Origin of the sequence: Pleionea litopenaei, assembly GCF_031198435.1 — a bacterium.
Classification (GTDB): Bacteria; Pseudomonadota; Gammaproteobacteria; order Enterobacterales; family Kangiellaceae; genus Pleionea; species Pleionea litopenaei.
Map to the genome: position 1 here is coordinate 3836722 of NZ_CP133548.1, position 26858 is coordinate 3863579.

General features: G+C 44.8%; 15 protein-coding genes. 11 read left to right on the top strand and 4 right to left on the bottom strand.

All coding sequences use genetic code 11. The features are described 5' to 3' along the window. Positions 1–10 precede the first annotated feature (10 nt). The 6 genes from malQ (at position 11) to Q9312_RS17190 (ending at position 15967) form a co-directional block, all read left to right on the top strand. On the top strand, positions 11–2185 hold the full coding sequence (gene malQ, locus Q9312_RS17165; RefSeq protein WP_309202084.1) for a 4-alpha-glucanotransferase: 2175 nt from the start codon (positions 11–13) through the stop codon (positions 2183–2185). A gap of 167 nt (positions 2186–2352) precedes the next feature. Beyond that, positions 2353–3816, top strand: a complete 1464-nt coding sequence (locus tag Q9312_RS17170; protein ID WP_309202085.1) for an MFS transporter — start codon at positions 2353–2355, stop codon at positions 3814–3816. Positions 3817–4155: 339 nt separating this feature from the next. Further along, positions 4156–7131 carry a TonB-dependent receptor gene (locus Q9312_RS17175; protein ID WP_309202086.1) on the top strand — a complete coding sequence of 992 codons (2976 nt, stop codon included), beginning with the start codon at positions 4156–4158 and terminating at the stop codon, positions 7129–7131. A gap of 36 nt (positions 7132–7167) precedes the next feature. After that, positions 7168–11508 carry an alpha-1,6-glucosidase domain-containing protein gene (locus Q9312_RS17180; RefSeq protein WP_309202087.1) on the top strand — a complete coding sequence of 1447 codons (4341 nt, stop codon included), beginning with the start codon at positions 7168–7170 and terminating at the stop codon, positions 11506–11508. Positions 11509–11583: 75 nt separating this feature from the next. Then, positions 11584–13980, top strand: coding sequence for a TIM-barrel domain-containing protein (locus Q9312_RS17185; RefSeq protein ID WP_309202088.1), 2397 nt, complete (start codon positions 11584–11586; stop codon positions 13978–13980). Positions 13981–13990: 10 nt separating this feature from the next. Further along, positions 13991–15967 (top strand): alpha-amylase family protein, encoded by a 1977-nt coding sequence (locus Q9312_RS17190; RefSeq protein ID WP_309202089.1) that lies wholly within the window; start codon positions 13991–13993, stop codon positions 15965–15967. A gap of 387 nt (positions 15968–16354) precedes the next feature. Here Q9312_RS17190 and Q9312_RS17195 read toward each other — a convergent pair whose 3' ends face one another. Further along, positions 16355–17383 carry a LacI family DNA-binding transcriptional regulator gene (locus tag Q9312_RS17195; protein ID WP_309202090.1) on the bottom strand — a complete coding sequence of 343 codons (1029 nt, stop codon included), beginning with the start codon at positions 17381–17383 and terminating at the stop codon, positions 16355–16357. Positions 17384–17761: 378 nt separating this feature from the next. Between Q9312_RS17195 and Q9312_RS17200 the strand changes: the two genes are divergently transcribed. Next, positions 17762–18988 carry a chalcone isomerase family protein gene (locus tag Q9312_RS17200; protein ID WP_309202091.1) on the top strand — a complete coding sequence of 409 codons (1227 nt, stop codon included), beginning with the start codon at positions 17762–17764 and terminating at the stop codon, positions 18986–18988. A 97-nt stretch (positions 18989–19085) separates the two neighbouring features. Here the strand turns inward: Q9312_RS17200 and dapD are convergent, their stop codons facing one another. From dapD to map, 3 genes are read right to left on the bottom strand one after another with little or no spacing between them, the layout of a single operon-like run. After that, the gene (gene dapD / locus Q9312_RS17205; protein WP_309202092.1) at positions 19086–19910 is read right to left on the bottom strand and encodes a 2,3,4,5-tetrahydropyridine-2,6-dicarboxylate N-succinyltransferase; all 825 of its coding nucleotides are present in this window, start codon (positions 19908–19910) and stop codon (positions 19086–19088) included. A 34-nt stretch (positions 19911–19944) separates the two neighbouring features. Continuing rightward, a complete protein-coding gene (gene glnD / locus Q9312_RS17210) occupies positions 19945–22602 on the bottom strand; it encodes a [protein-PII] uridylyltransferase (RefSeq protein WP_309202093.1) in 2658 nt (885 codons plus the stop codon). Next, positions 22603–23370, bottom strand: a complete 768-nt coding sequence (map, locus tag Q9312_RS17215; RefSeq protein WP_309202094.1) for a type I methionyl aminopeptidase — start codon at positions 23368–23370, stop codon at positions 22603–22605. Between the two features lie 384 nt (positions 23371–23754). Here map and rpsB point away from each other — a divergent pair, with 384 nt between their 5' ends. The 4 genes from rpsB to frr all read left to right on the top strand — a co-directional run bounded on the left by rpsB (position 23755) and on the right by frr (position 26837). Continuing rightward, the gene (gene rpsB / locus Q9312_RS17220) at positions 23755–24513 is read left to right on the top strand and encodes a 30S ribosomal protein S2 (protein ID WP_309202095.1); all 759 of its coding nucleotides are present in this window, start codon (positions 23755–23757) and stop codon (positions 24511–24513) included. A 115-nt stretch (positions 24514–24628) separates the two neighbouring features. Beyond that, complete coding sequence (gene tsf / locus Q9312_RS17225; protein ID WP_309202096.1) at positions 24629–25507, top strand: translation elongation factor Ts; 879 nt, start codon at positions 24629–24631, stop codon at positions 25505–25507. 18 nt (positions 25508–25525) lie between these two features. Continuing rightward, positions 25526–26251 (top strand): UMP kinase, encoded by a 726-nt coding sequence (gene pyrH / locus Q9312_RS17230; RefSeq protein ID WP_309202097.1) that lies wholly within the window; start codon positions 25526–25528, stop codon positions 26249–26251. Between the two features lie 28 nt (positions 26252–26279). Then, positions 26280–26837 carry a ribosome recycling factor gene (gene frr / locus Q9312_RS17235; RefSeq protein WP_353961546.1) on the top strand — a complete coding sequence of 186 codons (558 nt, stop codon included), beginning with the start codon at positions 26280–26282 and terminating at the stop codon, positions 26835–26837. The last annotated feature ends 21 nt before the right edge of the window (positions 26838–26858 follow it).

Below are 26858 nucleotides of genomic sequence, written 5' to 3' on the forward strand. Positions count from 1 at the left end.
GAAAAGAAACATGAGCGCAATTCAACAGTTGGCAGAACAAGTAGGTTTTCATAATGAATATACTAATTGTTTTGGACAGCAAGTCTATGCCGAAGATGAGTCAAGAGCATCACTTCTCAATGCGATGGGGTATGACGTATCGTCGGAAGACATAATTTATCAGCAGATTGAAACGTTAAAGAATAGTCAATGGCTACGCTTGATCGCACCAACGGAAGTCATTAAAGAAGAGCTCAGCGAACCTGTTGTCGACATTGTGTTGAATGAAAATGAGCAAAAGCTTCAATACCAAGTTGAAATGGAAAACGGAGAGTTAGTTAAAGGAAACGTCAGTGTTAATGACAGTGACATTGAGTCGCAAAAGACCATCGATAAACAATCTTATCGTCGCGTGACATTAAAATTACCTAAAATGCCCATGGGCTATCATACGTTAACCGTTAACAGCGGTGAGCGAGTGGCGACCTCTACTTTGATCGTTGCACCTCAAAAATGTTATCAGCCTTCGGATGCAGCGGCGTTTAAAATGTGGGGGTTAGCGGCTCAAGTATACTCACTGAGACACTCAACGAGCATTGGGACGGGCGATTTTTCTGCACTTAAACGTTTAGTTGAACAAGCGGGTCAGAAAGGCGCGAGCTTAATCGGCGTAAATCCATTGCATCCATTATTCCCGTCGAACCCAGCGCATCGAAGTCCTTATTCACCATCGAGTCGTAATTTTTGGAATGTTATGTATCTTGATCCGCGCGCATTCCCAAATTTCTCTGATTGTAAAGCGGTGCAAGAAGCGCTTGAGCGAGGGGAAAATCGAACGCTCATTGAGCAACTAAATAGCCAAGAGCACATTGATTATGCCGTATCAGGGCGATTTAAATTGTCTTTATTTGAACTGTTGTTTAAAGACTTTCAAGAAAAACATTTGTCACAAAGCTCGGCTTTAGCACAAGCGTTTCAATCGTTTCGGATTGAACAAGGACAAGACTTAGACATTCTAACCACCTACGAAGCCTTATATGAGCATTTTCACCAGCTCGATCACAACGCTTACGGTTGGCGGGACTGGCCGGAAGATTATCAATCGCCGACGACGCCTGCAGTGAAAGCCTTTGCTGAAGAGTTTTCCGATCGCATTGATTTTTTTGCATTTTTACAATGGAATGCGGATCGACAACTCACTGCGATAAAAGAAACAGCCGAACGTGCTGGAATGCCCGTTGGCTTATATTTAGATTTGGCCGTTGGGAGCGATGGTGGTGGTGCGGACGTATGGTCGAATAGAGAAGTTTATGTCGCTGGTGGAGCGGTTGGAGCACCACCCGATGCCACCAATACCATCGGGCAAGATTGGGGGTTAACCCCAATCAATCCTGTCGCCTTAAAAGAACAAGGCTTTCAAGCATTGATTAAACCCATGCGCAGTTGTATGCGTCATGCGGGTGCTTTGCGTATTGATCATGTGTTGGGATATATGCGCCAATATTGGGTGGCACCGGGCAAGCGCGCCGATGAAGGAATTTACATTTCATTTCCGTTTGAAGATATGTTGCGAGTCATCGCATTGGAGTCACAACGGTCGCGTTGCATTGTTATTGGTGAAGATTTAGGAACGGTTCCCGAAGGTTTTGGAGAGATCATGGCCAACGCTGGTTTGTTGTCTTATCGAGTGTTGTTTTTTGAACGCTGGGAATCTGGCTTATTCCATCGACCTGAGGTTTATCCTGAGCAAGCCATGGTGACCGTATCAACCCATGATTTGCCAACCGTTCATGGTTGGTGGAGCGGAGAAGATTTAAATTGGCGAGATAAACTGAAGCTTTATCCAAACCAAGAAATGGGAGTTCAACAACGTGCGCAACGGATCAGCGATCGTGAACAATTACTAGCCGCACTTGACGATGCTCAGGTTATTGCTAAAAACGAGCACCCAAGTACTCATCCACCTGAGATGAACATTGCGCTTGCTCGAGCGGTACAAAGCTTTTTGGCAAAAACGAAAGGCGCCATACAAATGATCCCTTTAGAAGATGCATTAGGGATTGAACAACAAGTGAATATTCCAGGCACGATTGATGAACACCCGAATTGGTTACAGCGTTTATCACTGAGCGTCGATGCGCTTTGGCAACATGATTACATGCAGGCGGTCATTGAAACAATGAATCAGCAGCGTCCGCGTAGCTAGTTTGTATAAGAAGCTAGTTTGTATAAATAGTTGCTAGGTTGTATGAATAGTTGCTGGGTTGAATGAGAAAATTGACCTAAGAACCAAAGAAATTCATCACCGTGATGGATAAGATAAACAGTACAAGATCAGCCGCGCACAAGTGAGCGTTGGTGAGGAATGAAAAAATGAGTCAACCCAAGTTATCGTTTTGGCAAGTTTGGAATGTCAGTTTTGGCTTTCTCGGTGTGCAATTTGGTTTCGCTTTGCAAAACGGAAACGCCAGTCGAATTTTATCGGATCTCGGCGCCGATCTGCATTCTCTATCTTTATTCTGGTTAGTCGCACCAGTGATGGGATTGATCGTTCAGCCGATCGTAGGGGCTGCGTCAGATAAAACTTGGAACCGCTTCGGTCGCCGAAATCCGTTTATTTTGGGCGGTGCTGTCGTTGCGGCGATTGGTATGGCGTTGATGCCGAATGCCTCTTGGTTTGTGGCCATTCTAGCGCCAATGTTGATGGGAGCTGTAATGCTCGCAATCATGGATGCTGCTTTTAATGTGACCATGCAACCCTTTCGCGCTTTGGTTTCCGATATGGTTCCGTCAGAGCAGCGCAATTTAGGTTACTCGGTGCAAAGCTTATTGATCAATATCGGTGCGGTTATTGGCTCATTGCTACCTTTTTTATTAACCAATGTTATCGGCCTTGATAATGCCGCTAAGGCAGGTGAAGTGGCGCCGTCGGTGATCTGGGCCTTTTACATTGGAGCGACGGTATTACTTGGGTCGGTATTGTGGACTGTCTTTCGTACAAAAGAGTATTCGCCAGAAGAGTACAATCTCTACAAGGGAATTGAAGACGCTCCTATGCCAACATCGACGCAAAAAACCAACCTTCGAACTCGCATGAGCGGCTTTGTTGATTTAATTGTTGATATGCCGACGACCATGAAACAGTTAGCCGTTGTGCAATTTTTTTCGTGGTTTGCCTTGTTTATTATGTGGGTGTATACCATGCCAGCGATCGCACAACATATTTGGGGCATCGATGCCAAGTGGTTTAGTTCAGAGTTTTTGAACTCTGTTGGTAATCAATTACCGTTAGATATTGCTAAAGCTAAAGGTCAAGCTGGAGATTGGGTTGGGATCATTTTCGCTGCTTATTCTTTGTTTGCCGCAATCTTTTCAGTGTTCCTTACCCGTATCGCCAATCGATTTGGTCGCAAGAAAACTTACGCAGGCTCGTTAATCTTGGGTGGCATTGGCTATTTGTCGTTTGGACTTTTTCCAAACTCTGAAATCGTTCATGTGAATTTGCTTATTACGGAAGTGGATATTCCACAAAGCGCATTGATGTTATTGATTCCAATGATTGGTGTCGGTATTGCTTGGGCGGCTATTTTAGCCATGCCTTATGCGATACTTTCTGACTCGATTCCGGCGCAAAAAATGGGCGTTTATATGGGCATTTTTAACTTTACCATTGCGGCTCCGCAAATTGTCTCAGGATTGATCGCGGGACAGCTGTTGCGTTTTGTTTTTGATAATGAAGCGATTTACATTATTGGTTTAGCCGGAGTCTTTATGCTGTTAGGAGCCGTTTCCGTTTATTTTGTTAAGGTTTCGTCTAGCCCAGAAACATCTCACTAACATCGGTTGAAAAACTAACCTCTTTAAGCCCCGTATGTTCGGGGCTTTTTTGTGCCTTTGAGAGATAAAGTTTTTATCGATTGCATACCAATGCAAAATGATGCAGTGCACATTGAAAAAACCGCTAAATATAGCGCTTTCAGAGGTTTGAATACGTATGCAAGGCATTGTGCCGAGATAATGTCGATGGCTAAGATGGTTGAATCCTAAAAAGGTAAAAATTGACTAGGCTGTATATAAAGTCGAAACACTTGTGGCTTGGCGACAACGTTGATGATGCTGGCTACGAATAATAATTCTACAAATTAATATCAGGTCACTGACAGGGGAGGAGCCTCGATGCGAAGCTTTCAGTTAAGTCGTGTTGCACTAGCGCTTTTAGCCAGTGGTAGCATGGCTTTTTCAGGCCCATTGCTGGCACAGCAAGCGAAGGAAAAACAACCACAAGTCGAAACCACTCAAGCAGAGGTTAAGAAGGCGACAGACGAACAACAGGCCGTAGAAGAAACCAAGGGTGAAACCGTCACCATCATTGGTAGCTATATGGGGTCATTGATTCGGTCTTTAGAAGAAAAGCGCAATGCCGATACGGTTTCTGAGCAATTATCGGCAGACGACATTGGGTCTTTGCCGGATGTGTCGATTGCCGATGCGTTAACTCGATTGCCAGGGATATCGGCCATTCGAACAGGTGGACAAGCCGCCGAAATCAATATTCGAGGCCTATCGGGTATTTTTATTCACTCGACTTTAAATGGTCGAGAGCAAGTTTCGACGTCGGGGACTCGAAGTGTCGATTTTGATCAATACCCCTCAGAACTTATCTCTTCGGGTTCGGTTTACAAATCACAGAAGGCGTCATTAATTGAAGGCGGGGTTGCCGGCTCAATAGAGCTGCGTACTGTGAGCCCGCTCGCGAATTCTGAGCAGCATGTTTTCAATGCGAATATTCGAGGAATGTACAACGATCGAGCCAGCTCCGTTTCTGATGCCGAGAAGTGGGGCGAGCGTTTAAGTTTTTCTTATCAAGGTAAATTTGCTGACGACACCATTGGCGTCGCTTTTGGTTTTGCGCGATTGAATCAGCCTTCCGTTGCGGAGCAGTTTATCGGGTTTACTTATCCGACAACCAGAGATCTCGATGGGGTGGCTGGAGATACAGACTTAGGTTTAGATAGTGACTGCCCTAATTGTGAACTTATCTCAGAAGGGATGGAGTTACAACATAAAGGTGGAACCGAAACGCGTGATGGCTACGTGGCTGCCATTGAATGGGTGCCTAATAGCGACTTTGTTTTAAAAGCAGATACGTTCATTTCAAAATTTGACTCTGAACAATGGGCCCGTGGGTTACGGGTTAAGTTCGGCGGCTCTCAAGCGAACTATTACAATCCATTGATTGTTGACAATACCATGGTGGGTGGAGTTGTAACGCGAACACCCGACAGTTTTACGCGAGTTGAATTAGCCAATGATGATGACACTGAAGTCGATGAAGTAAAAAGTTACGGTTTAAAAGCTGAGTGGAACTTGACCGAAGCCTTTACTTTAAAAGCTGACCTGTCTCACTCAAAAGGCAGTAGCAATTTTCAAAACCGCTTACTTTGGAGTGCTCTGGCTGAAGATGCAACCATCGCCAATCCGGTATTTGATGAAAACGTTGTGATTAACTATCGCTATTCAGGGTTGGATATTCCTTCCGTTGGTTTTAACCAAGACTTTACCGATCTAAGCAAAGTTATGGCCGCCAAATACGGTACTTACCCGTATCTTTATGACGATACGGTAAACGCGGCTCGTCTTGATGGTTCTCTTGAGTTGTTTGATAACAATACCTTCCGATCATTCGAGTTCGGTGTGCGCTATTCAGAGCGTCGTTATGACACCACCCGTAAAGTGTTTGAATACGGGAATGAAGAGTTTTCTTCGTTAGAGCCTCCCATGCAAATTGGTTCAGGGATGGCCAGTGTGGTTAATTGGCAAGGCGACTTCAGCCATTTCCCAAGCTATTTGGCCATTGATATTGATCAAGTCTTAGCCAGTTGGTTACCCAATGGTGTCGGAACTCCGGTGACGACTTTTGGAGCAAATTTTGCTGGCGATTTAGACTATTCAACGGATTGGTCTGTGCGTCAGAGCGGCTCAGTGTTTGAAGACGTGCTAGCGGCTTACTTTTTAGGGAACATTGATACTGTTTGGTGGGACGTTCCGGTAACCGGTAATGTTGGGATGCGTATTGTGAACAGTGATCAATCTGCTACTCGGCTTCGCGCTGTCGATGAATCGCTTCCGTTAGAACAAAGGTTAGCGTTAGGCGCTGAGTATATAGTCGATGAAGCCGGTTTAACCAGTTTCCGTTTTGCTCGAGACTTAGATGGCATTAATTACACCGACTATCTGCCTTCATTAAATTTAAACTTCAAAATTACTGAAGACTCACAATTGCGTTTTGCTGCGGCAAGAGTTATGTCGCGACCAGAAATCAATCGTTTAGCGGCGGATTTCAGTGGTACCATTGGGGATAATCCAGATCGAACTCCCGAAAACCCTGAAGTAAAAGTTTATAACGCAACGCAAACTAATAACCCACGTTTAAAGCCCTTCTTAGCAAATCAATACGATTTATCTTGGGAACATTATTACCCGGATGGAACGGGCGGCTACTCGATCGCTGTGTTCTACAAAGACATCAAAAACTTTGTCGATACCATCGAGATTCCAAATTTTGATTTTGCGGCGGCGGGTATTCCTGTTCCAGAAGTTTATATCGATGAACAATCATTGGTTGAGTATGAAGTTGGAAACGGTACTTTTACCTACGCGTTTAATAACGATAAAGGCGGAGCCATACACGGGTTCGAACTGGCAACCACGACGGTTTTTGATCAACTTCCTGGCGTCTGGTCGGGCTTGGGCGTAAATGCCAGTTATGCCTACACCGACAGCCAAGTGAAAACCTTAACTGAAACGGGACAAATCAAAGGCGAAATTTCATTTGAAGGTTTGTCGAAGCACGTTGCTAACGCCACGTTATTCTTTACTCATGAAGGCTTTGAAACTCGCTTGAGTACGCGTTATCGCTCAGAGTTTGTTTCGCGTCAATGGGGTGTCAACGAACAAGTTGTGTATTTTGATGATGAAACCGTTTTTGATTATCAAGCCTCTTACGACATTGACGATAAGACCCGAGTTTTATTCCAAATTAATAACCTAACTGATCAGCCGACTAAATCTTATTTTGTATCGGAAGCGCGAACCGGAACCATTCAGTACTTCGGCCGCCAGATATTTTTGGGCGTGAACTACTCGTTGTAACGAGTAGTGTCGAACCTGATTAATTGGAGTTCTAAAATGATGAGTTTCAAAAAATTTACTTTAACAATAAGCTTGGTGTTAACTCTTTTGGGTTTAACCGCTTGTGATAATAAATTGGCTGGAGAAGTACTTAGTGGTAATGAACTATTAAGTTGCGATCTTCCGCTTATTCCTAACGCATCGGGAACCGCGTGTGTAGCACCTCCGCCACTAGAATGCGCGCCACCTTTGGTTCCTAATGATACCAATACCGAATGTGTTATCGGATTGGATCCAAACGCACCGGCACCGACGGTTTTTCCGTCGGCGACACAAGCGATTCTGTTTTACAATCGAGGCGATATTGACGCTAATAACAGTCCTGGCGATCCGGTTTACGACGGCTATCGATTGCACACGTGGAACAACGAAGAGTGCGATGCTTATCAGCCTTCTTCGATTGCACAGTCGTGGCAAAATGGATTGACCATCGATGGTATCGATCCAAACTACGGAGCTTACTGGATTCTCGATTTAAAAGATGGATACAGCGATTGCGGCAACTTTATTATCCACATCGGAACCGATGACGCAGGAAAAGAATTGGGCGGTACCGACAAGAAGATGAATCTGGTACAAGATGATCCTGACTTTGTTCGAATGAACTGGACCTTCTCTGGTAACCCAACCATTTTCGAATACCCGGTAGTCTCCCTCGGTCAAGCGGCATTAAAAGTAGAAGATGCAGCGGCCCATTGGCTAGACAGCAATACCTTGGTTTGGGGGCATGGGTCGAGTGAAATCGCGACGGTTAAACTGCATTATTCGTTGAACGAGTTAGTTGAAGCCGATGAAGACGGCAATGTATCAGGAACCGTACTGGAGTTGAGCGATACAACCTTAACACCAGAACAAGCTGAAATTCATCCATTGGTAAATAGTTGGCCAGCGTATTCAGGCACTTGGTCAGAACAAGACGCGAAAGGCGTTTTAAAAGGTCACGTTGTCGCTGTCGGTTATGATGCATCTGGCACTGCAATTAAAGCCACAAACGTGCAAACGGCGAAAGTGTTAGACGCGTTATATACGCAAGGGACTGACGATGCGAATGAAGCGACGCTAGGTGTTCAATACACGGCGAATGGCATTGAAGTATCAGTGTGGGCGCCAACCGCACAGTCCGTTAATTTAAATATTTATCGTGACGACGGAGTACGCGAGCAACGCTTAGCTATGACGGAAGATTCTGCGACCGGTATTTGGCATTATACCGCGCCCATGTCATTAGACCGTCGATTCTATCGTTTCGAATTGTCACTTTTTCATTACGCAAGCAACAAGTTTGAAACGATCACAGCAACCGATCCTTACTCGGTTGGCTTAGCCATGAACGGTGATTACTCTCAGTTTGTTGACTTAACCGACAGTGATTTGTATCCCGATGGTTGGGAAGGTCACAGTGTACCTACGATCGCCGATCCGGAAGACGCCGTGATTTATGAAATGCATTTACGTGATTTTAGTGCGCGTGAAGCAACGGTGACTTCGGCAAATCGGGGTAAGTTTATGGCGTTCACTGAAACCAGCTCAGCGCCGGTACAACATCTTTCCGATTTAGCCGCTGCGGGTTTAACTCATATACATTTACTGCCAGTGAATGACATAGCGACCATCAACGAGTTTGAGAATTTGGTTGTCGATCTCGATGACACGGTGGGCGATTTATGTCGTGTGAATGCCAGCGCACCTGTGTGCGGTAGTGTGAGCGATTCGACGATTCTAGGTGACTTGCTCGAAAGTTATGGACCTCTTGAAGAGCAACAACAAGCCTTGGTTCAGGCCATGCGAAACACCGACTCATTCAACTGGGGTTATGATCCGAAACACTTTAATGTACCCGATGGTATTTATGCCACGGATCCAAATGGTGTAGCGCGTATCAAAGAGTTTCGTGAAATGGTTAAATCCGTGCACGACTTAGGTTTACGAGTTGTGATCGATGTTGTGTATAACCATACCAATTCAGCCGGCACATTTGATAATTCTGTCTTCGATAAAGTCGTGCCCGGTTATTATCATCGTCGCGATATAGAGTCGGGTTCGGTTACACAAAGTACCTGTTGTAACGATACCGAACTCTACAATGTGATGATGGATAAGTTCATGAAGGATTCATTATTACAGTGGACCACTCAATACGGTGTCGATGGTTATCGCTTTGACATTATGAGTCATGGCTCGAAGCAACAAATGCTCGAGGCACGTGACTTAGTTCAAGCGGTTGATCCCGACAGTTATTTCTACGGCGAAGGTTGGTATCGAGGTGATGGCTATGACGATACGGCCGCTAACCAACAGAATATGGCCGGTACCGAGATTGCGACCTTTAATGACCGTTTACGCGACGGTGTTCGCTATGCCGACTTATTTAAAGCCGATGGTAACCCTGGAGCGCAAGACATTGTGAAGTTAGGGCTGGCGGGTCAGTTGGCTAATTATGTTTTAGTCAGCAGTAATGGTGTTGCATCAACGGGTTCGAGTTTTAACCCGGCGTCGTATGCGCTCGATCCTGCTGATGTAATCAACTATGTGTCAAAACACGACAATGAAACCCTTTGGGACATGCTGCAATTCCAATTGCCGTTAGAGACTCCTTTGGCTGATCGTGTTCGCATTGCTAACATTTCAGCCGCGGTACCTTTAATGAGCCAAGGTATTCCATTCTTACAATTGGGCGGCGATATGTTGCGCTCAAAATCGTTGGATAAAAATTCTTACGATGCAGGGGATTGGTTCAATACGGTCGACTACACCATGAACAGTAACAACTGGGCAGTCGGTTTACCGTTAGCGCAAGATAATGGTTATCGTTGGTATGGACAGCCAGGTCAAAGCGACTTGAGTATTTCTGAGTTGTTATCGAGCAGTAATACGCGAGCCTATGCGGCAGATATTCAGCAAGCTCACTCTGTATTTAAAGAGTTCTTAACCATTCGACGAGACTCAAAACTGTTTCGATTGACGACAGAGCAAGACGTACTTGATCGTGTTGGCTTTCATAACTTGGGCCGAAATCAAACTCATGGTGTTATTGTTATGAGTATTGATGATGGCATTGGGCTAGCCGATTTGGATCCCAATGTTGATGCGATGGTTGTCGTGCTAAACGGAACTGGCAATGACATTCAGCACACCGTGCCAACGGCCAGTGGTTTCGAGTTACATCCGGTTCAAGTGGCTTCTGTCGATGCGAACGTTGCTGCAGCGAGTTTTACAGCGGGTGTTGATGAAGGCACCTTCAATGTGCCGGCACTCACCATGGCGGTGTTTGTAAAACCTCAAGCCGGTGCACAAGGAGAAGGCTTATCAGCGTATGCGACAGCCGGAGCACCGGATGTCGTTCCTTACGGTGATACGGTTGCTTACATTCGTGGAGACATGAATGGATGGAGTACCGATGATCCGGTGACTTATCAAGGCAATGGAATCTACCGTACATCGATTACCTTAACCGGTGGTCAAGCTTACAGCTTTAAGTTTGCTTCGGAAGATTGGAGTACCGTGAACTTTGGCGCGCAATCGGCGGCGGAAGCAGCGGTTACTGTCGATACCGATAAGACCTTGTATCGCACCAATGATAATTTATCGATTACGGTTCCAACCACCGGCAGCTACTTCTTTGAGATTGACGCAAGCGATCCAGAGGCTCCTGTGTTACACGTTCGCAACACCGATGTTTTTGCCGGAACTTCGATTTATGTTCGTGGTGGTATTAATGGTTGGGGCACGGCTTCAGAGCTCGTTCATCAAGGTGACGGCATTTATAAAGTCATTGTCGATGTGGGAGCCAATACTGGTGCGCAAGAATTTAAAATTGCCTCAGCGGACTGGGCGACCGTCGATATATCTTATGGCGACGGAAGTGCACAAGTGACCGAAGATGAAGTGAAGTTGTTAGGTCCTGGTGCCGGATTAGCTAATATGACGATGGATTTTGCAGTCAGTGGCGAGTACACCTTTATTCTCGATGCGTCTGATAGAGATCTTCGTTACCTAAGCGTTCACCAAACACAAATGTATGGTAGTGAAACGATTTACCTGCGTGGCGTGGTAACTTGGGATCCGGTGGATGTATTAGCCTATCAAGGTGATTCGACTTACTCTATCGATATTGCTCTAGCAGCAGGCACTTACAACTTTAAGTTTGCTGATGCTAACTGGGGAGCGATCAACTTTGGTTTAAATGGTGATGATAATGTTATGACGTTAGGCGAACCTAAAACCTTAATCTACAACGCAGGCGACATTACCATTGATTTACCTGCGGCAGGGACTTATCGATTTGAGGTGAAAGGTCCGAATGAAAATCAACCCAGTATGACGATCATCCAACTTTAGAGACTGCTACACTTCTTAAAGCCATCAGATTCTGATGGCTTTTTTGTTTTAGACGTTCAATTTCGATGGAATAACATGAGAAAAATACATCGCTCTAGTTTCTTATATATCTTGGTCAGTTCGGTTTGGCTGTTACTCTCGAGTTGCAGTCATAGTTATCGTGTTGACGAAAGCCTCTTAGTACTGCAAAGAGGGCAGCTTCAGCTCACGCTTACCGCTTACCAAGATGATACTTTTGAAGTGTTGATTCATTCTATCGATCAACAACCCTTCCCATCGTTTGCTAAGAAAGAACAAATTGAGAGTCAGCCGTTAGTGGTTGTTGAGCAAGATCATCAATCCATCACTCTGTTAAATGGTGTTCTTAAAGCCAAAGTGTATTTTGATGACTGGCGTGTAGAATATTTTCGCGGCAAAGAAAAGTTAACGACTCAAATTGGCTTTAGCGTTAAGGAGCGTCAACGAGGGTTTAAATTTTCACTGTCAGAAAAAGAACAAATCCTAGGGGGTGGTCAACGTATTTTAGGAATGGATCGCCGCGGCCATCGGATGCCTTTGTACAATCGAGCTCATTATGGCTACACCACCGAATCGAATCAAATGTACTACAGTTTGCCAGCTGTGATGTCTTCGAAAAAGTACGTTATTGGATTCGATAATTCTGCATCGGGTGTTTTAGATATTGGAAAAGCCGAACCTAATACCTTGGAATTTGAATCGGTTGGCGGGCGCGCCAGTTATCTAATGACGGCTCAAGAAACTTATCCAAAGTTGATTGAGTCTTTTACTCAAGTTGTTGGTCGTCAACCACTACCTGCCCGATGGACACTCGGGAATTTTGCTTCGCGGTTCGGTTATCGTTCGCAGCAACAAGTGTTAGAAACCGTCGAGAAATTTAATCAAGAGAGTATTCCAGTTGATGCAATCATTCTCGATTTGTTTTGGTTCGGTAAAGACATCAAAGGTCATCTCGGCAATTTGTCTTGGGAGCGAGACAATTTTCCAGAGCCAGAAAAAATGATTGCGACACTCAGTGCGCAAGGAATAAAGACCATTGTGATCACTGAACCCTTTATTTTGTCGAGTTCTAAGCGATGGCAAGAAGCCGTTGATCATCAATTATGTGCCACCGATGCTGCCGGGCAGCCTTTACGATTTGATTTTTATTTCGGAAACACCTGTGTCATCGATGTCTTTAATCAAAAAGCCATTGATTGGTTCTCGGGAATTTATAATGAACTAACCGAACAAGGCATTGCCGGACAATGGGGCGATTTAGGCGAGCCTGAAGTTCATCCTGATAACGCTATTCATCAGTTGTCTGAGTATGGCATTCACGCTCGTGGTGATGAAGTTCATAATGTCTTTGGACATCAATGGGCAAAATTAGTGTATCAGCAACAACGAGAGAAACGACCCAATACTCGGCCAATGATTATGATGCGGTCTGGTTTTCTCGGCACTCAGCGCTATGGCATTATTCCTTGGACCGGCGACGTGGACAGAAGTTGGGGTGGCTTACAGTCGCAAGTCGAGCTTTCATTGCAAATGGGCGTATTAGGGCTCGCTTACACTCACTCTGATCTTGGTGGGTTTGCTGGCGGTGAGACCTTTGATCCTGAATTGTACATACGTTGGCTTCAGTATGGCGTATTTCAACCCGTGTTTCGTCCACACGCGCAAGATCATATTCCTCCAGAACCGGTTTTTCATGATCGAGAAACGATTCGCCGAGCGCGAGAGGCAATCAACCTTCGCTATCAGTTAACGCCTTATGTGTACTCGATGGCCATCGAAAACTCATTAACGGGCTTGCCATTAATGCGTCCACTCTTTTTTGATACCTCAGCGTCTTTCAATCGCAAAGACAGTTATTTTTGGGGAGAGTCCATGCTAATACATCCGATCGCACGTCCAGGAGTGAAAAAGGAGAGGATTGAGCTACCGAGCGGTGTATGGTTCGACTTTTTTAAGGGGGAGCGATTTGATGGTACAAACACCCTAGATTATCAAACCTCAATAGAGTCTATTCCGGTATTCATAAAGGCCGGTAGTTTTGTACCGATGGTCGCGCCGTTTCAGCGCATGCAAGATTACTCAACGGAACAGTTGCAGGTTCATTTCTATGCGGATGAAAGTGTTTCTCGTTCGAGCTATCGTTGGTATCACGATGATGGCATGGGGGTTGATAACTTAGCAAAAGATCGTTTCGAAACGACCGACTTTACATTTTCATCCAGTGATCAACAGTGGCTTTTTTCTATTGAACGAGAGCTTCGAGCGAGCGAAGGATTGCCCAAAACACGACAGCTAACCTTGGTTTTACACAATGTTCAAGCTGCCCCAGCCAAGGTCATGCTCGATGGTCAACTGCAAACCACCAGTGTTTACCAAAAAGCACAGCGGACGTTGACCATTAAAGTGCCGCAACAACAAACAAAACATCAATTAACAATTCAGTTTTTGAAATAGGGTGAATGGTATGATGGTGAATTCAACACAGAAAAAAAGTCGTGGCATTAAGCTGATGATTGCCGTTGCCTTAGGTTTGGTGTCGGCGGCCTGCTCTGAATCGTCGGATACACCGGTGGGCGAAACCATGGATGAGTCGAGCAACGCCTTGGCGAAGCACTCAGTCGAGTCGAAGGTGAACTATGCCACAGAAAAACCGTTTGAACAGCGACTTGGTAAACCCGTCGTTTATCAAGTCTTCACGCGATTGTTTGGCAATACTACCCAGCCAACCAAGCCGTGGGGAACCATTGCTGATAATGGCGTAGGCAAATTTAACGATTTCACAACGAAAGCATTGCAAGAAATTCGAGCGCTTGGTGTTACTCATATTTGGTATACCGGCATTCTGCATCATGCAGTGATCAATGATTATCAAAACATTGGTATTTCTTCGGATGATCCCGATGTCGTGAAAGGACGGGCCGGTTCACCTTATGCGGTAAAAGATTATTACAACGTAAATCCAGACCTTGCCGTTGAACCAAGCAAGCGAATGCAAGAATTCGAGTCGTTAATTGAGCGAACTCATGCCGCAGGATTGAAAGTCATCATTGATATTGTTCCTAACCATGTTGCGCGAAACTACCAATCAATGGCGGCGCCAGAAGGCGTTGTTGATTTTGGTGAACAAGACGATACATCGGTGGAATATCGCCGCGACAACGACTTCTATTACATCGTAGGAGAGTCGTTTCGAGTGCCAGAGAAAACCGAACAGTATCAACCGCTCGGGGGAGAAAAGCATCCGCTGGCCGATGGTGAGTTTATCGAAGTTCCAGCCAAGTGGACCGGCAATGGAAGTCGCAGTGCACAACCATCGCAAGATGACTGGTATGAAACCGTAAAAATTAATTATGGCGTTCGGCCAGATGGAACTTATGATTTTCCAAGACTGCCGCAAAGCTACGCCGATAAAAGCATTGCTGAGCATCGAGCCTTTTGGGAGAAACAACAGGTGCCAGCGTCTTGGATTAAATTTCGAGATATTACCGAGTTTTGGCTAAGCAAAGGGGTTGACGGTTTCCGCTTTGATGTCGCTGAATTGGTCCCGGTAGAGTTTTGGAGTTATTTGAATAGTCATATTAAAACGATTAATCCGGATGCGTTTTTATTGGCCGAAATATATCAGCCGCCATTATTTAGAGATTTTATCAGCATCGGAAAGATGGATTATCTTTACGACAAAGTCGACTTCTACGATACGCTCAAATTAGTCATGCAAGATCGAGCACCGGTTTCACAACTGCTGAAGGTTCAAGACGAATATCAAGATATTCGAGAAAATTTACTCCACTTTCTTGAGAATCACGATGAGCAACGCATTGCGAGTGAGCCCTTTGTTGGCGACGCCAACATCGGTAAGCCTGCGCTGGTCGTAAGTAGTACGATCAGTGAATCTCCCATGTTAGTTTATTTTGCGCAAGAGCTTGGTGAAGCCGCAAAAGATGACCCCGGTTTCGGCGATCCCACACGAACCACGATTTTTGACTATTGGGCGGTTCCTTCGTTGCAACGTTGGGTCAACGGTGGTCAATTCGATGGGGCTCTGCTAACGAAAGGCGAACAAGAGCTGCGAGACTTCTATAAGAAGGTGTTGAATATTAGCGTGAATCATCCGGCGATGTTAGGAAGTTACTTTTCACTGCATGATTTTAATTTAAAAAATTCAGAAGGCTACTCAGAGAGGGCGATTAGTTTTATTCGCGAAAATAGAAATCACCGAATGATTGTGGTTGCCAATTTTGATACAAAGCAGCGGCAAACATTTGAGCTTAAAATACCATCGAACGTAATAACCACTTGGCAATTTTCGGATGGGAATTATCCTTTAGTCGAACTTTTGGATGAAGAAAATAATATAAATATGCAAGTTAAAAATAAAATAGGGCGAATAAAGGTTGATTTGCAACCATTGCAGTCGTATATTTTTGAATTGAGTGAATAACTCAATATCAGAGTGAGAGAAAGCATTCCATTTAACGAGCTCGGTATGCTTTCTCTAACTCTATATTTCTCTCCGGAAGTAACCGTTCAGCGCTCCATTTAAAAGCTTTGGAATATTAAATCGATGCTCCTATCTGTTTTTCTTAATTGATATTTAGATTCGTTACTCAATATTCGTCATTCTTATTTTTTAAAATTGTACTTTAGAGCCCAGTAACTTTGAACTAAGCAACTTTGAACTAAGCAACTTTGAACTATGCAACTTTGACCTATGCAAGTTTAAGCGTTATGAGACTTAAGTATGATTGATTGGATGCTTGCTCAGACGAGCCCAAGCTTTTAAAGCATTCAAAAACTCAATGTTGGAGTTGCAGTCGCTAACCAAGAGTTAGAGGATTGCACCACACGATTCGCGAACGATGAGCGTCGCGGGCAATGATCGGCTAGTGACTGGCTTTCCATGGATATGCGCAATTAAGGTTTCTACCAAGATTTTTCCTGCAAGTTTGGTGTCTTGTTGCACTGTCGTTAGGGCTGGACGGGTAAATTCTGAAAGAGGAATGTTATCGTAACCCACCACTGCAACATCTTTGGGTACATTGATCTGTTTATCTCTCAGCGCTTTGATTACGCCGACCGCAATGAGATCGCTGGCACACACGATGGCATCGAAGGGTTGTTGCTTTGCAAGTAATTGTAGCGCCGCAGCATACCCAGATTGTTCAGTGGTAATGGCATCGATTTGAAGAGATTTACGAACAGCAAGGTTCGCATCGGTTTGTGCTTCGCAGCTGCCTTTGTAGCGATCAAAAAACTCCGGGCTGCCTTCCGATGCGCTGCCGATAAACGCTATTTTAGTGCGCCCCTTAGCAATCAAGTGGCGTGTAATTTCGTAGCCACCAGTAAAATTATCACAAGCGATAGAAATGCCGGGCTGATCTTGTTGTAGTGCACCCCAAAGTACATAACGCGTTTGATTTTGTTCTAATTGATGAAGTTTTTCTTGATAGTCATTGTAGTCGCCATAACCGAGGAGGATGATACCGTCGGCTTTATGAGTGTCTTCATATTCCGCATGCCAGTTTTCTTCTAACCTTTGAAATGACACCAGTAAATCATAACCATTGTCACCGCAAGCTCGGGTAATACTTCCTAGCATTGATAAAAAGAAAGGATTGATTTGCGACTCATCGCTGGTTGGATCTTCAAATAAGAGTAAAGCAATGGTGTGGCTTTGTTGTGAGCGCAGATTGCTTGCGTTTTTATCCACTTTGTAATTGAGCTCTTTGGCGATGGCTTTAATTCTTTCACGAGTCTCAGGATTGACGAGTGGGCTGTTTCGGAGCGCTCTAGAAACGGTCGATTGAGAGACACCCGCAAGGTGTGCAATATCAAATGAAGTAGCTTTGCTTTTCATAAAGAAAGATTTCTTAGCGCCTTAAGTTATAGCCAATTTTTATTGCCTTCGATAGGACTGCTGAATATAACTCAAGTTGGTTAAGGGTAAAAGTGACCTATTCAGCAAGCTTTTCGATTAACGGTTAGTCGATGAGATTTGAAGCGATGAAACTGGCGTTGGCTTGGTGCGCACATGAGTGGTGCAATGGGGCAAAAAGTGCGATAAAACTGTGCAAATATTGAGCATCTTAGTGTATAATCGCCGCTCTTTCTCGTAGGGCGATATCTCTTTTTGAGTATTTTTCCAAGAGTTTGTAAGTCAACCCCTTGTTATTATTGGAGTTCTTCTTTGCTTAGTCGCTTTTTACTATCCCGTTGTCTGTGGTTAGTATGCGCGATGACCCTGAGTGTCGCTCATGCCAGTGAGCTGAAAGGTCTCGCCACTTATACGCACCTTAATGAACCTTTATACATTGCCGGCATTTACGCCGAAGCTGGGAAGACAACCCCGCAGCAATGGACGGACGCAGAAGGTAATCGCGTGATGGAGTTTCGCTTTGTCGCGGAACGCGTCTCTCCTCGTACGTTTGCGCGAGTCTTTTTAGAACGCGTTCTTGGCAATAACCCCAATGGTGGTGCCGATTCTTATCAGCAAGAAATGCAGCGATTGCTGCCATTTGTACGGCAAGAATTCCAGCGTGGTGATAATTTAAAGTTTATCGCGCAAGCAGACAATACACGTTTGTTGATCAATGGTGTGGAACAGGCTCGTTTTTCTCGCCCAGGTCTATTTAACCTGATTTTAAATGCTTGGATTGGCGAACGCTTAAGTGGCCAAACGTTTTACCGCGATTTAACGTCGCCGGTAAAAGATGAATTATTGGCGCAATACAACGTATTGATTGCCAGTGGTGAGCGCCAAAACTGGGCCGAGCAGTTGGCCTCGAGCGAGGGCGATAAAACACCGACGCAAGTCGCAGACAATTCCTCCGCAAGTTCAGCGAAAAAGTCGACGGCTAAGGTAGCGACTCCCGTTGAGCCTCCGGTGACCAAATCCACTCAAGTGGTTGATACGAAGAAATCTGAATCTCGAGCGACTGAGAAAAAAGCAGCGACCAAGCGAAATAATGAAGCGAAAGCGTCGAATACTCGCAACACCGCAAGTCAAAAGCCGGTTGAGAAAAAAGAGACGCCAAAGCCGCAACCGAAAAAAGAAGTGGCTGAAACCAAACCGGAGCCGCGTGCTTCACAACCGCCGGCCGCAAAAAAGAACGCGTCTGAGCTTTCTCCACTGCTACAAGACTTATTGGATGACTATTTGGCAGAGTTGAAAAGCAGTATCGAAAACAAAGCCAGTCCTCGACCGCCACGAACGGTTAGAAAGGTTAGTAAAGTCGATCTCATTGCTAATGTGAGTGTTGATCAGAATGGTAAAGTCACGTCAGTCAGTTTCGTTGGAGATGAATTTGATGATGCCATTTTGGCCGCCGTTACGGAAGAGTTGCAGCGATTGACGACGCTTCCTAAAGCGCCAGATGTATTGCCTCTTGATACTTATCAAGTGACCACTAAATTCAACTTCGGCAAATGTAAGCGTCCGACCTCTGTGTGGATTTGCTTTTAATGGACCAAGTATTGGTGAAATAAAAAAGCCGCGATATCGCGGCTTTTTTGTATGGAATGTTTTTGAAAGATTTTTTCTGAGTCGAAGATCGCCGATATTAATCGGCTAATCGTAGTAGCTCATTGATACCAGTCTTAGCGCGCGTTTTTGCGTCGACTTGTTTTACGATTACCGCACAGTAAAGACTGTAACTGCCGTCAGCAGAAGGTAAACTTCCAGGAACCACCACCGCGCCAGCCGGAACTCGGCCATAACTAATTTCACCGGTCTCGCGATTAAATATTCGCGTGCTTTGGCCGATGTATACACCCATAGAAATAACCGCGCCTTCTTCGACAATCACGCCTTCTACAATTTCTGAACGAGCACCGATGAAACAATTATCTTCTATAATAGTGGGAGAAGCTTGAAGCGGCTCTAAGACGCCGCCAATGCCAACACCGCCAGAAAGATGAACGTTTTTCCCAATTTGTGCACAACTGCCTACGGTTGCCCAAGTATCGACCATGGTACCTTGATCAACGTAGGCACCAATATTCACGTAAGATGGCATGAGCACAACATTCGGTGCAATGTAGCTACCACGACGTGCTACCGCAGGGGGGACTACCCTGACGCCGCTTTGCTGAAACTGCTCGGCCGTCATATCATTAAATTTGCTTGGAACCTTGTCATAAAACTGGGTGAAGCCTGCATCCATAGGTTGGTTTTCATTTAATCTAAACGAGAGGAGTACAGCCTTTTTCAACCACTCATTGACTACCCATGAGCCGTCAACTTTTTCAGCAACGCGACACTCACCTGAATCGATTAGCATTAATGCTTCATTGACTGCATTTCTCACATCTTGAGGCGCTGAGGTCGGAGAGAACTGATCTCTTTGTTCGAAAGCGTCGGTTATCAACTGTTGTAACTGAGACATAAAATACCTGTTTAGTTAGTTCAAATTCTATGGTTTATAACTGTTCTATTTGGCGTGTCAGCTCTTCTCGCAAACGTTGTTTTTGTTCTTTGTTGAGAGATTCTCGCTCAATGGTTGAGATTTCAAACACATCTTCTACACGCTCACCGAGGGTTACGATTCGAGCACTGTGAATAGACATATCACAGCGACGAATAGCTTCACCAATGGCCGCTAGTAAACCGGGTTGGTCTAATGCTGTCAATTCCATTTGGGTATATCGAATGCGACGATTTTTAATGAATTTAATGCTAGTGGGAACATCAAACTGTTTGACTCGTGTCGAGATGTGGCGCTCAACCTTTTTCGACATACCGTCAATATTTTTCAATTTCTTTTGCAGGAGCTTACGGATACTTTGCACTCGTGATGCCGACTGAATGGGCTTTCCTGATTCTTCTAGTACCACAAAGCAGTCGAAACACTTTCCTTCGTTGTTAGTAAATAATTCGGCGGCTTGTGTGCGCAGATTCTTTTGACTCAAAATGGCAGTAATGGCCGCAAATAAACCCGGTTGATCGGAAGTATAGATAAATACTTCGGTACCGGCTTCGTTGTGATGTCGTTTAATCTCAACGAGCGGCGCATTACCATGAGCATGCTTAATGACGCTCGATGTTTGCCATGCAATCCGATCGGGCGGCGTTGTTTTAAAGTAGTTTTCTTCTAAGGTACTCCACAAAGCGAGAATAGCGCTTTCGGGGACCTTATTAGACATAAGTTGATGCAAAGCTTGTTGTTTAATGTCATCAATGTGTGCTGATTGAGAAATCGGCTGTGCTTCATCTTGAGCTAGATAACGCGATGTAGTGAGGTACAATTCGCGAAGTAAGGCGTCTTTCCAAGAGTTCCATAATTTGGGGCTGGTGGCACGAATATCGGCAACGGTAAGAATATACAGCAAGTCGAGGCGTTGTTGAGTTTCGACTTGAGAAGCAAATAATGCGATCACTTCAGGATCTGAAATATCTTTGCGTTGGGCGGTGACGGACATAACTAGATGACAACGAACCAGCCAAGATACCGTTTCGCACTCTTCTTCCGGCATATTTAAATACCGGCAAAACTCATAAGCGTCGACGGCCCCTAGTTCTGAGTGATCACCGCCTCGACCTTTGGCGATATCGTGAAATAAGCCTGCGAGAAAAATTAACTGTGGTTGTTTCAGATCACGCATGATCTTACTGCAATAGGGAAACTCTTCGGCGAAATCTTCGTTGGCAAAACGGGTTAAATTTTTTAACAAGAATAGCGTATGCTCATCAACCGAGTAGGCATGAAACATATCGAATTGCATTTGGCCTGAAATTTTTTCGAACATGGGCAAGAAACTCGCCAATATTCCATTACGTTTCAATAGAAAGAATGGACGGTCTCCCGTATGTTTGATACTAAAAAATTCGAGAAACAATGCTTTGTAGTCATCATTGGCACGATACTTAGCATCAATTAAGTGGCGATTGTCGCGTAAGGCTCTTAAGGTTGTCGCGCTGACGTGTTTATTGCCAGGTACTTTTGCTGCCGTAATAAATGTTTTTAATAACAACTCTGGCATTTCTGCGACTAAGCTCGGATCTTTTAGTGCAATGCGATCATTTTCAATTTGAAAGAACTCATCGATCGGCTCAATTTTTAATGTTTGATTTTGATTCAGAATAACTTCTTCAAACACCTGCAATAACAATTCGGTCACGTTGCGAATTTTACTGGCTGCGCGAAAATACTTTTGCATCAGTTGTTCAACTGCCAAAGATTCTGATTTATCTTCGAAGCCTAAGTATTCAGCCACTTTTTTCTGGTGCTGGAATAGTAGCCTATCTTCGCCGCGACCAGTGATGGTGTGTAATGCAAACCGCACTCGCCACAGAAAGAGTTGAGACGTCATAAGTGTTCGATATTCCCGTAAAGTGAACACGCCACGGTTGGCTAAATCATGCAGTGACTCTGAGCTAAAATAACGCTTGGCGATCCAACCAACTAACTGCACATCGCGCAAACCGCCCGGGTTTCCTTTCAGGTTGGGTTCTAATTCAAAAGATGTACCTTTGTATTTTCTATAGCGAGCTTTTTGCTCGGCGATTTTGGCTTCGTAAAAGTCTCGAGCGGGCCAAATACTGTCTGGTCCGGTTAGCTTGCGCATCACTTGAAACAGTGCCTGCTCACCTACAATGACTCTTGACTCAATCAAGTTAGTGGCAATGGTAATGTCTTGCTCGGCTTGTTGTCGGCACTCTTTTGCGGTGCGCACGCTGTGCCCAATGTTCAACCCTATGTCCCATAAAAATGTGATCAGCGGTTGAAGCAGCGATTCGACAGTTTGACTCGATTTGTTGGTGACTAAAAAAAGTAAGTCGATGTCAGAACCAGGGTGTAATTCTCCGCGGCCATATCCTCCGACGGCTACTAGACAAGCTTGATGAGGCGATAGGCCGAAACTGGCCCAAATTTGTGTCAGAAGCTGATCTAAGGCGGTGCTACGAGCGATGACCAAATGGCGTACCGATACCTTATTATCAAAGGCATCGGCTAAGGTTTGAGCCGTTTCTTTTAAATAGTGCTTGCTGAGGCTGATGGCCTCCGTTGACCCTGTGGGATACTCTGAGAGCTTAGGGCAGCTCGGAAGAGGCAGTGAGCGTACGACCCGTGAGACCATTTAAAAGGATTCTTCTTGGCGTTTGGTCAATACGTCAACGCCACTTTCGGTGACCAAAAGCGTGTGTTCCCATTGCGCTGACAAGCTACGATCTTTGGTGATTACCGTCCATTCATCTGGCAAGATTGAAATATGGCGCTTACCGGCATTGATCATTGGCTCAATGGTTAAGCACATGCCTGCTTGCAGTTCGACACCGGTATTGGGTTTTCCATAATGAAGAACCTGTGGATCTTCGTGAAACTCTGCGCCAATGCCATGTCCGCAAAATTCCTGAACCACTGAATAGTGGTGACGGTGTGCATGATTCATAATCGCGTGGCCAATGTCGCCCAAGCGAACTCCGGGCTTGACCATCTCTATTCCCAAGTAAAGACACTCTTGAGTGACTTTAATTAAACGCTCAGCCATTATCTTGGGTTTGCCAACCGTAAACATTTTGCTGGTATCACCGTGGTAACCGTCTTTGATGACCGTGACGTCGATATTAATGATATCTCCGTCTTTCAGCTTTTTATCCGCTGGAATACCGTGACAAACCACATGGTTAACTGAGGTGCAGATGGATTTAGGGAACCCTTTGTAGTTTAAAGGTGCTGGAATAGCTTGCTGTTGATTGACAATGTAATCATGGCAAATTTGATCAAGCTCGTTGGTGGACACACCTTTTTTCACATGTGGCTCAATCATTTCTAGCACCTCAGCGGCGAGTTTTCCCGCGACGCGCATTTTCTCAATTTCTTCAGGAGTTTTAATTTTAATCGCCATAGATTTACCGATGATTGCTATTTCTAAGATAAATGAAGTCAGAATTTTATAGCTTTTTGAATGGAACTTCACGAAAAGGGAGCGAAAATATTGGAATACATCATGATCTGAGTGAATTCCGTAGCGATGTCGTTAAATCCGCACCAAAATTGTGCTTCTCAATTAGCCTTTGGCGGGTGCTAAAAGCTGCTAGAAGTCAGCTTTTTCGTTGTTCCACTGGCCTAGATATGGTATAAAGCGCGCCCGGCTGGACGATCCATCCGGATAACTTAAAACACACGTTAATCGACACATGAGTTAGGGTGCTGGTAAACCGAGAGGTCTCGCTGGTTGATTCATGGGATTAGCGGAGGTTAAACCCTTGATTTTTTTGGAGAAAATTTAATGGCTAAAGTATCTATGCGTGACATGCTCCAAGCGGGCGTTCACTTCGGTCACCGTACTCGTTTCTGGAATCCTAAGATGAAGCAATACATCTTCGGTGCGCGAAACGACATTCATATCATTAACCTTGAGCACACTGTGCCAATGTTCAATGACGCTTTAAACTTCATCTCTAGCGTTGCCTCTCGTAAAGGCAAGGTTTTATTCGTAGGCACCAAGCGTGCGGCGAGCGAGATCGTAAGCGAAGAAGCCAAGCGTTGTGGTCAATTCTTCGTTGACAAGCGCTGGTTAGGTGGAATGTTGACCAACTACAAAACTATTCGCCAGTCAATCAAACGATTGAAAGAATTAGAAACGCAAAGCCAAGACGGAACTTTCGACCGTTTAACTAAGAAAGAAGCTTTGTTGAAAACTCGTGAAATGGAAAAGTTAGAGTCAAGCATCGGTGGTATCAAAGATATGGGCGGCTTACCTGACGTTCTTTTCGTAATTGATGCTGACCATGAGCACATCGCGATAGCTGAAGCTCGTAAGTTAGGTATTCCTGTTATTGCTGTTGTTGATACTAACTCAAACCCAGATCACGTTGATTACGTAATTCCTGGAAATGATGATGCGATCCGTGCAATTCAACTATACGTTGGTGCGGTAGCAGACACCGTACTTGACGGTCGTCAGTCAGCGCAAATCACTGAACAAGCTGGTGAAGACGAGTTTGTTGAAGAAGCTGCTGATAAGTCGGAAGCTGAAGAAGCCTAATCAGCCTTCTGATAAAGCTTTAAAAAGGGGCTGCGCCCCTTTTTTTAAGCCTGTTTTATAGAATTTGAACATTTGAGCGTGTTAAACGAACAAACTTATTTTTGGAGAAACTGTCATGGCAATTACTGCTGCATTAGTTAAAGAGCTTCGCGAGCGTACTGGCGCTGGCATGATGGAATGTAAAAAAGCATTGGTTGAAACCGATGGTGACGTTGAATTAGCCATTGAAAATATGCGTAAATCAGGTCAAGCAAAAGCGGCGAAAAAAGCGGGCCGTGTTGCTGCTGAAGGCTTAATCATTATTAACACTTCTGATGACGCAAAAACGGCTGCGATTGTTGAAGTTAACTGTGAAACTGACTTTGTTGCTCGTGATGAAAACTTCACTGCGTTTGCAAACAAAGTTGCTGCGATTGCATTAGCTGGAAAAATCAACGATGTTGAAGCGTTAAAAGCTGCTGAGTACGAAGGTGGCCAAACGGTTGAAACTGCTCGTGAAAACTTAGTTGCAAAGATTGGCGAAAACATGAGTGTTCGTCGTGTGGCAATTGTTGAGTCTGCTGAAGGTCAACTAGGTTCATATCTACACGGTGCACGAATTGGCGCAGTGGTAGAAGTTAAAGGTGGCGATCAAGAGTTAGGTCGTGACTTAGCTATGCACATCGCTGCAAGCAAGCCTGATTACTTAAACCCAGAAGCTATTCCTGCAGAGCTAATTGAGAAAGAGAAAGAAATCATCAAAGCTCAGCCTGATATGGAAGGCAAACCTGCTGAAATCGTCGACAAAATGATTGTTGGTCGTATCCGCAAGTTCTCTGCAGAAATCAGCTTGACTGGTCAGCCTTTCGTTAAAGATCCATCACAAAGCGTTGAGCAGTTATTGAAATCTAAATCTGCTGAGGTACTATCTTTCGTACGCTTCGAAGTTGGTGAAGGTATCGAGAAGAAAGAAGAAGACTTTGCTGCGGAAGTTGCTGCGCAGATGCGCGGTTAATCATCACGGAGACCACCGATGACTACAACTGATGTGTTGCCCTATAAGCGAATATTGCTCAAATTAAGTGGCGAAGCCCTTATGGGGAGCGAATCTTTCGGTATTGATCCTCAAGTGTTGGATCGTTTGGCGGAAGAGATAAAAGACATCATTCAAGCTGATATTCAGGTTGGTATTGTGATCGGTGGTGGAAACCTGTTCCGCGGGGAAAAACTCGCGCGAGCAGGGATGAACCGGGTTGCTGGCGACCACATGGGGATGCTAGCAACGGTGATGAACTCCTTAGCTTTGCAAGATGCGCTGGAGCGAACCGGTGTAGAAACACGTGTGATGTCTGCGATTTCATTGACCGGTGTGTGTGAAGATTACAATCGTCGATTTGCAATGCGCTTTATGGAGCGTGGTCAGGTCGTGATTTTTTGTGCCGGGACGGGCAATCCATTTTTTACAACCGACACAGCGGCCTGTTTGCGTGGTATTGAAATTGAAGCGGATTTAATCTGCAAAGCGACCAAAGTTGACGGAGTTTATTCTGCTGACCCAAATAAATACTCAGACGCAGTCAAATACGAATCGCTAACCTATGAAGAAGCATTGCATCGTCAATTAGCGGTGATGGACTTGACAGCATTTTGTTTGGCTCGTGATCATCAAAAGAAAATTCGCGTATTTAATATGAATAACCCTGGTGCGCTGGTGCGTGTTGCGACAGGGAAGCAGGAAGGCACTATAATCGAGTGCTAAAAAAGAATTAAGCCAAAGGGGAAGCCTTGTGATCAATGACATAAAAAGTGACGCTAAGACACGCATGGGAAAGTCAGTCGACGCTTTCAAACACGACTTAACTAAAATTCGTACAGGCCGTGCTCACCCAAGTTTAATTGAACACTTAACGGTGTCTTATTACGGTTCTGAAACACCGATAACTCAAGTTGCCAACGTTTCTATTGCTGACTCGCGTACTTTACAGGTTCAGCCATGGGAAAAAGACATGGTTGGGGCAATTGAGAAAGCCATTATGAATTCTGATTTAGGTTTAAACCCAAATTCAGCTGGCCAAGTTATTCGAATTCCACTACCGCCACTAACAGAAGAACGACGTAAAGATTTGATTAAAGTTGTTCGTGGTGAGGCCGAAGGTGCCAAAGTTGCGGTAAGAAATATTCGACGTGATGCGAACTCTACGTTAAAGGACTTGGTCAAAGAGAAAGAGATCTCTGAAGACGACGAGCGTCGTGCTCAAGACGAGATTCAAAAGTTGACCGATGAACATGTTGCAAAGATCGATAGTGTTCTGGCCGAAAAAGAAGATGAGTTGATGGAAATTTAATTGCTCATCAATCAGTAAATT

What these genes read in the sequence shown, in the direction of transcription:
- map (WP_309202094.1), bottom strand. Translation starts at nt 23,370, where the DNA reads ATGGCGATTAAAATTAAAACTCCTGAAGAAATTGAGAAAATGCGCGTC.
- Q9312_RS17200 (WP_309202091.1), top strand. Translation starts at nt 17,762, where the DNA reads ATGACCCTGAGTGTCGCTCATGCCAGTGAGCTGAAAGGTCTCGCCACT.
- tsf (WP_309202096.1), top strand. Translation starts at nt 24,629, where the DNA reads ATGGCAATTACTGCTGCATTAGTTAAAGAGCTTCGCGAGCGTACTGGC.
- Q9312_RS17190 (WP_309202089.1), top strand. Translation starts at nt 13,991, where the DNA reads ATGATGGTGAATTCAACACAGAAAAAAAGTCGTGGCATTAAGCTGATG.
- Q9312_RS17170 (WP_309202085.1), top strand. Translation starts at nt 2,353, where the DNA reads ATGAGTCAACCCAAGTTATCGTTTTGGCAAGTTTGGAATGTCAGTTTT.
- Q9312_RS17175 (WP_309202086.1), top strand. Translation starts at nt 4,156, where the DNA reads ATGCGAAGCTTTCAGTTAAGTCGTGTTGCACTAGCGCTTTTAGCCAGT.
- Q9312_RS17185 (WP_309202088.1), top strand. Translation starts at nt 11,584, where the DNA reads ATGAGAAAAATACATCGCTCTAGTTTCTTATATATCTTGGTCAGTTCG.
- dapD (WP_309202092.1), bottom strand. Translation starts at nt 19,910, where the DNA reads ATGTCTCAGTTACAACAGTTGATAACCGACGCTTTCGAACAAAGAGAT.
- Q9312_RS17195 (WP_309202090.1), bottom strand. Translation starts at nt 17,383, where the DNA reads ATGAAAAGCAAAGCTACTTCATTTGATATTGCACACCTTGCGGGTGTC.
- Q9312_RS17180 (WP_309202087.1), top strand. Translation starts at nt 7,168, where the DNA reads ATGATGAGTTTCAAAAAATTTACTTTAACAATAAGCTTGGTGTTAACT.
- malQ (WP_309202084.1), top strand. Translation starts at nt 11, where the DNA reads ATGAGCGCAATTCAACAGTTGGCAGAACAAGTAGGTTTTCATAATGAA.
- pyrH (WP_309202097.1), top strand. Translation starts at nt 25,526, where the DNA reads ATGACTACAACTGATGTGTTGCCCTATAAGCGAATATTGCTCAAATTA.
- rpsB (WP_309202095.1), top strand. Translation starts at nt 23,755, where the DNA reads ATGGCTAAAGTATCTATGCGTGACATGCTCCAAGCGGGCGTTCACTTC.
- glnD (WP_309202093.1), bottom strand. Translation starts at nt 22,602, where the DNA reads ATGGTCTCACGGGTCGTACGCTCACTGCCTCTTCCGAGCTGCCCTAAG.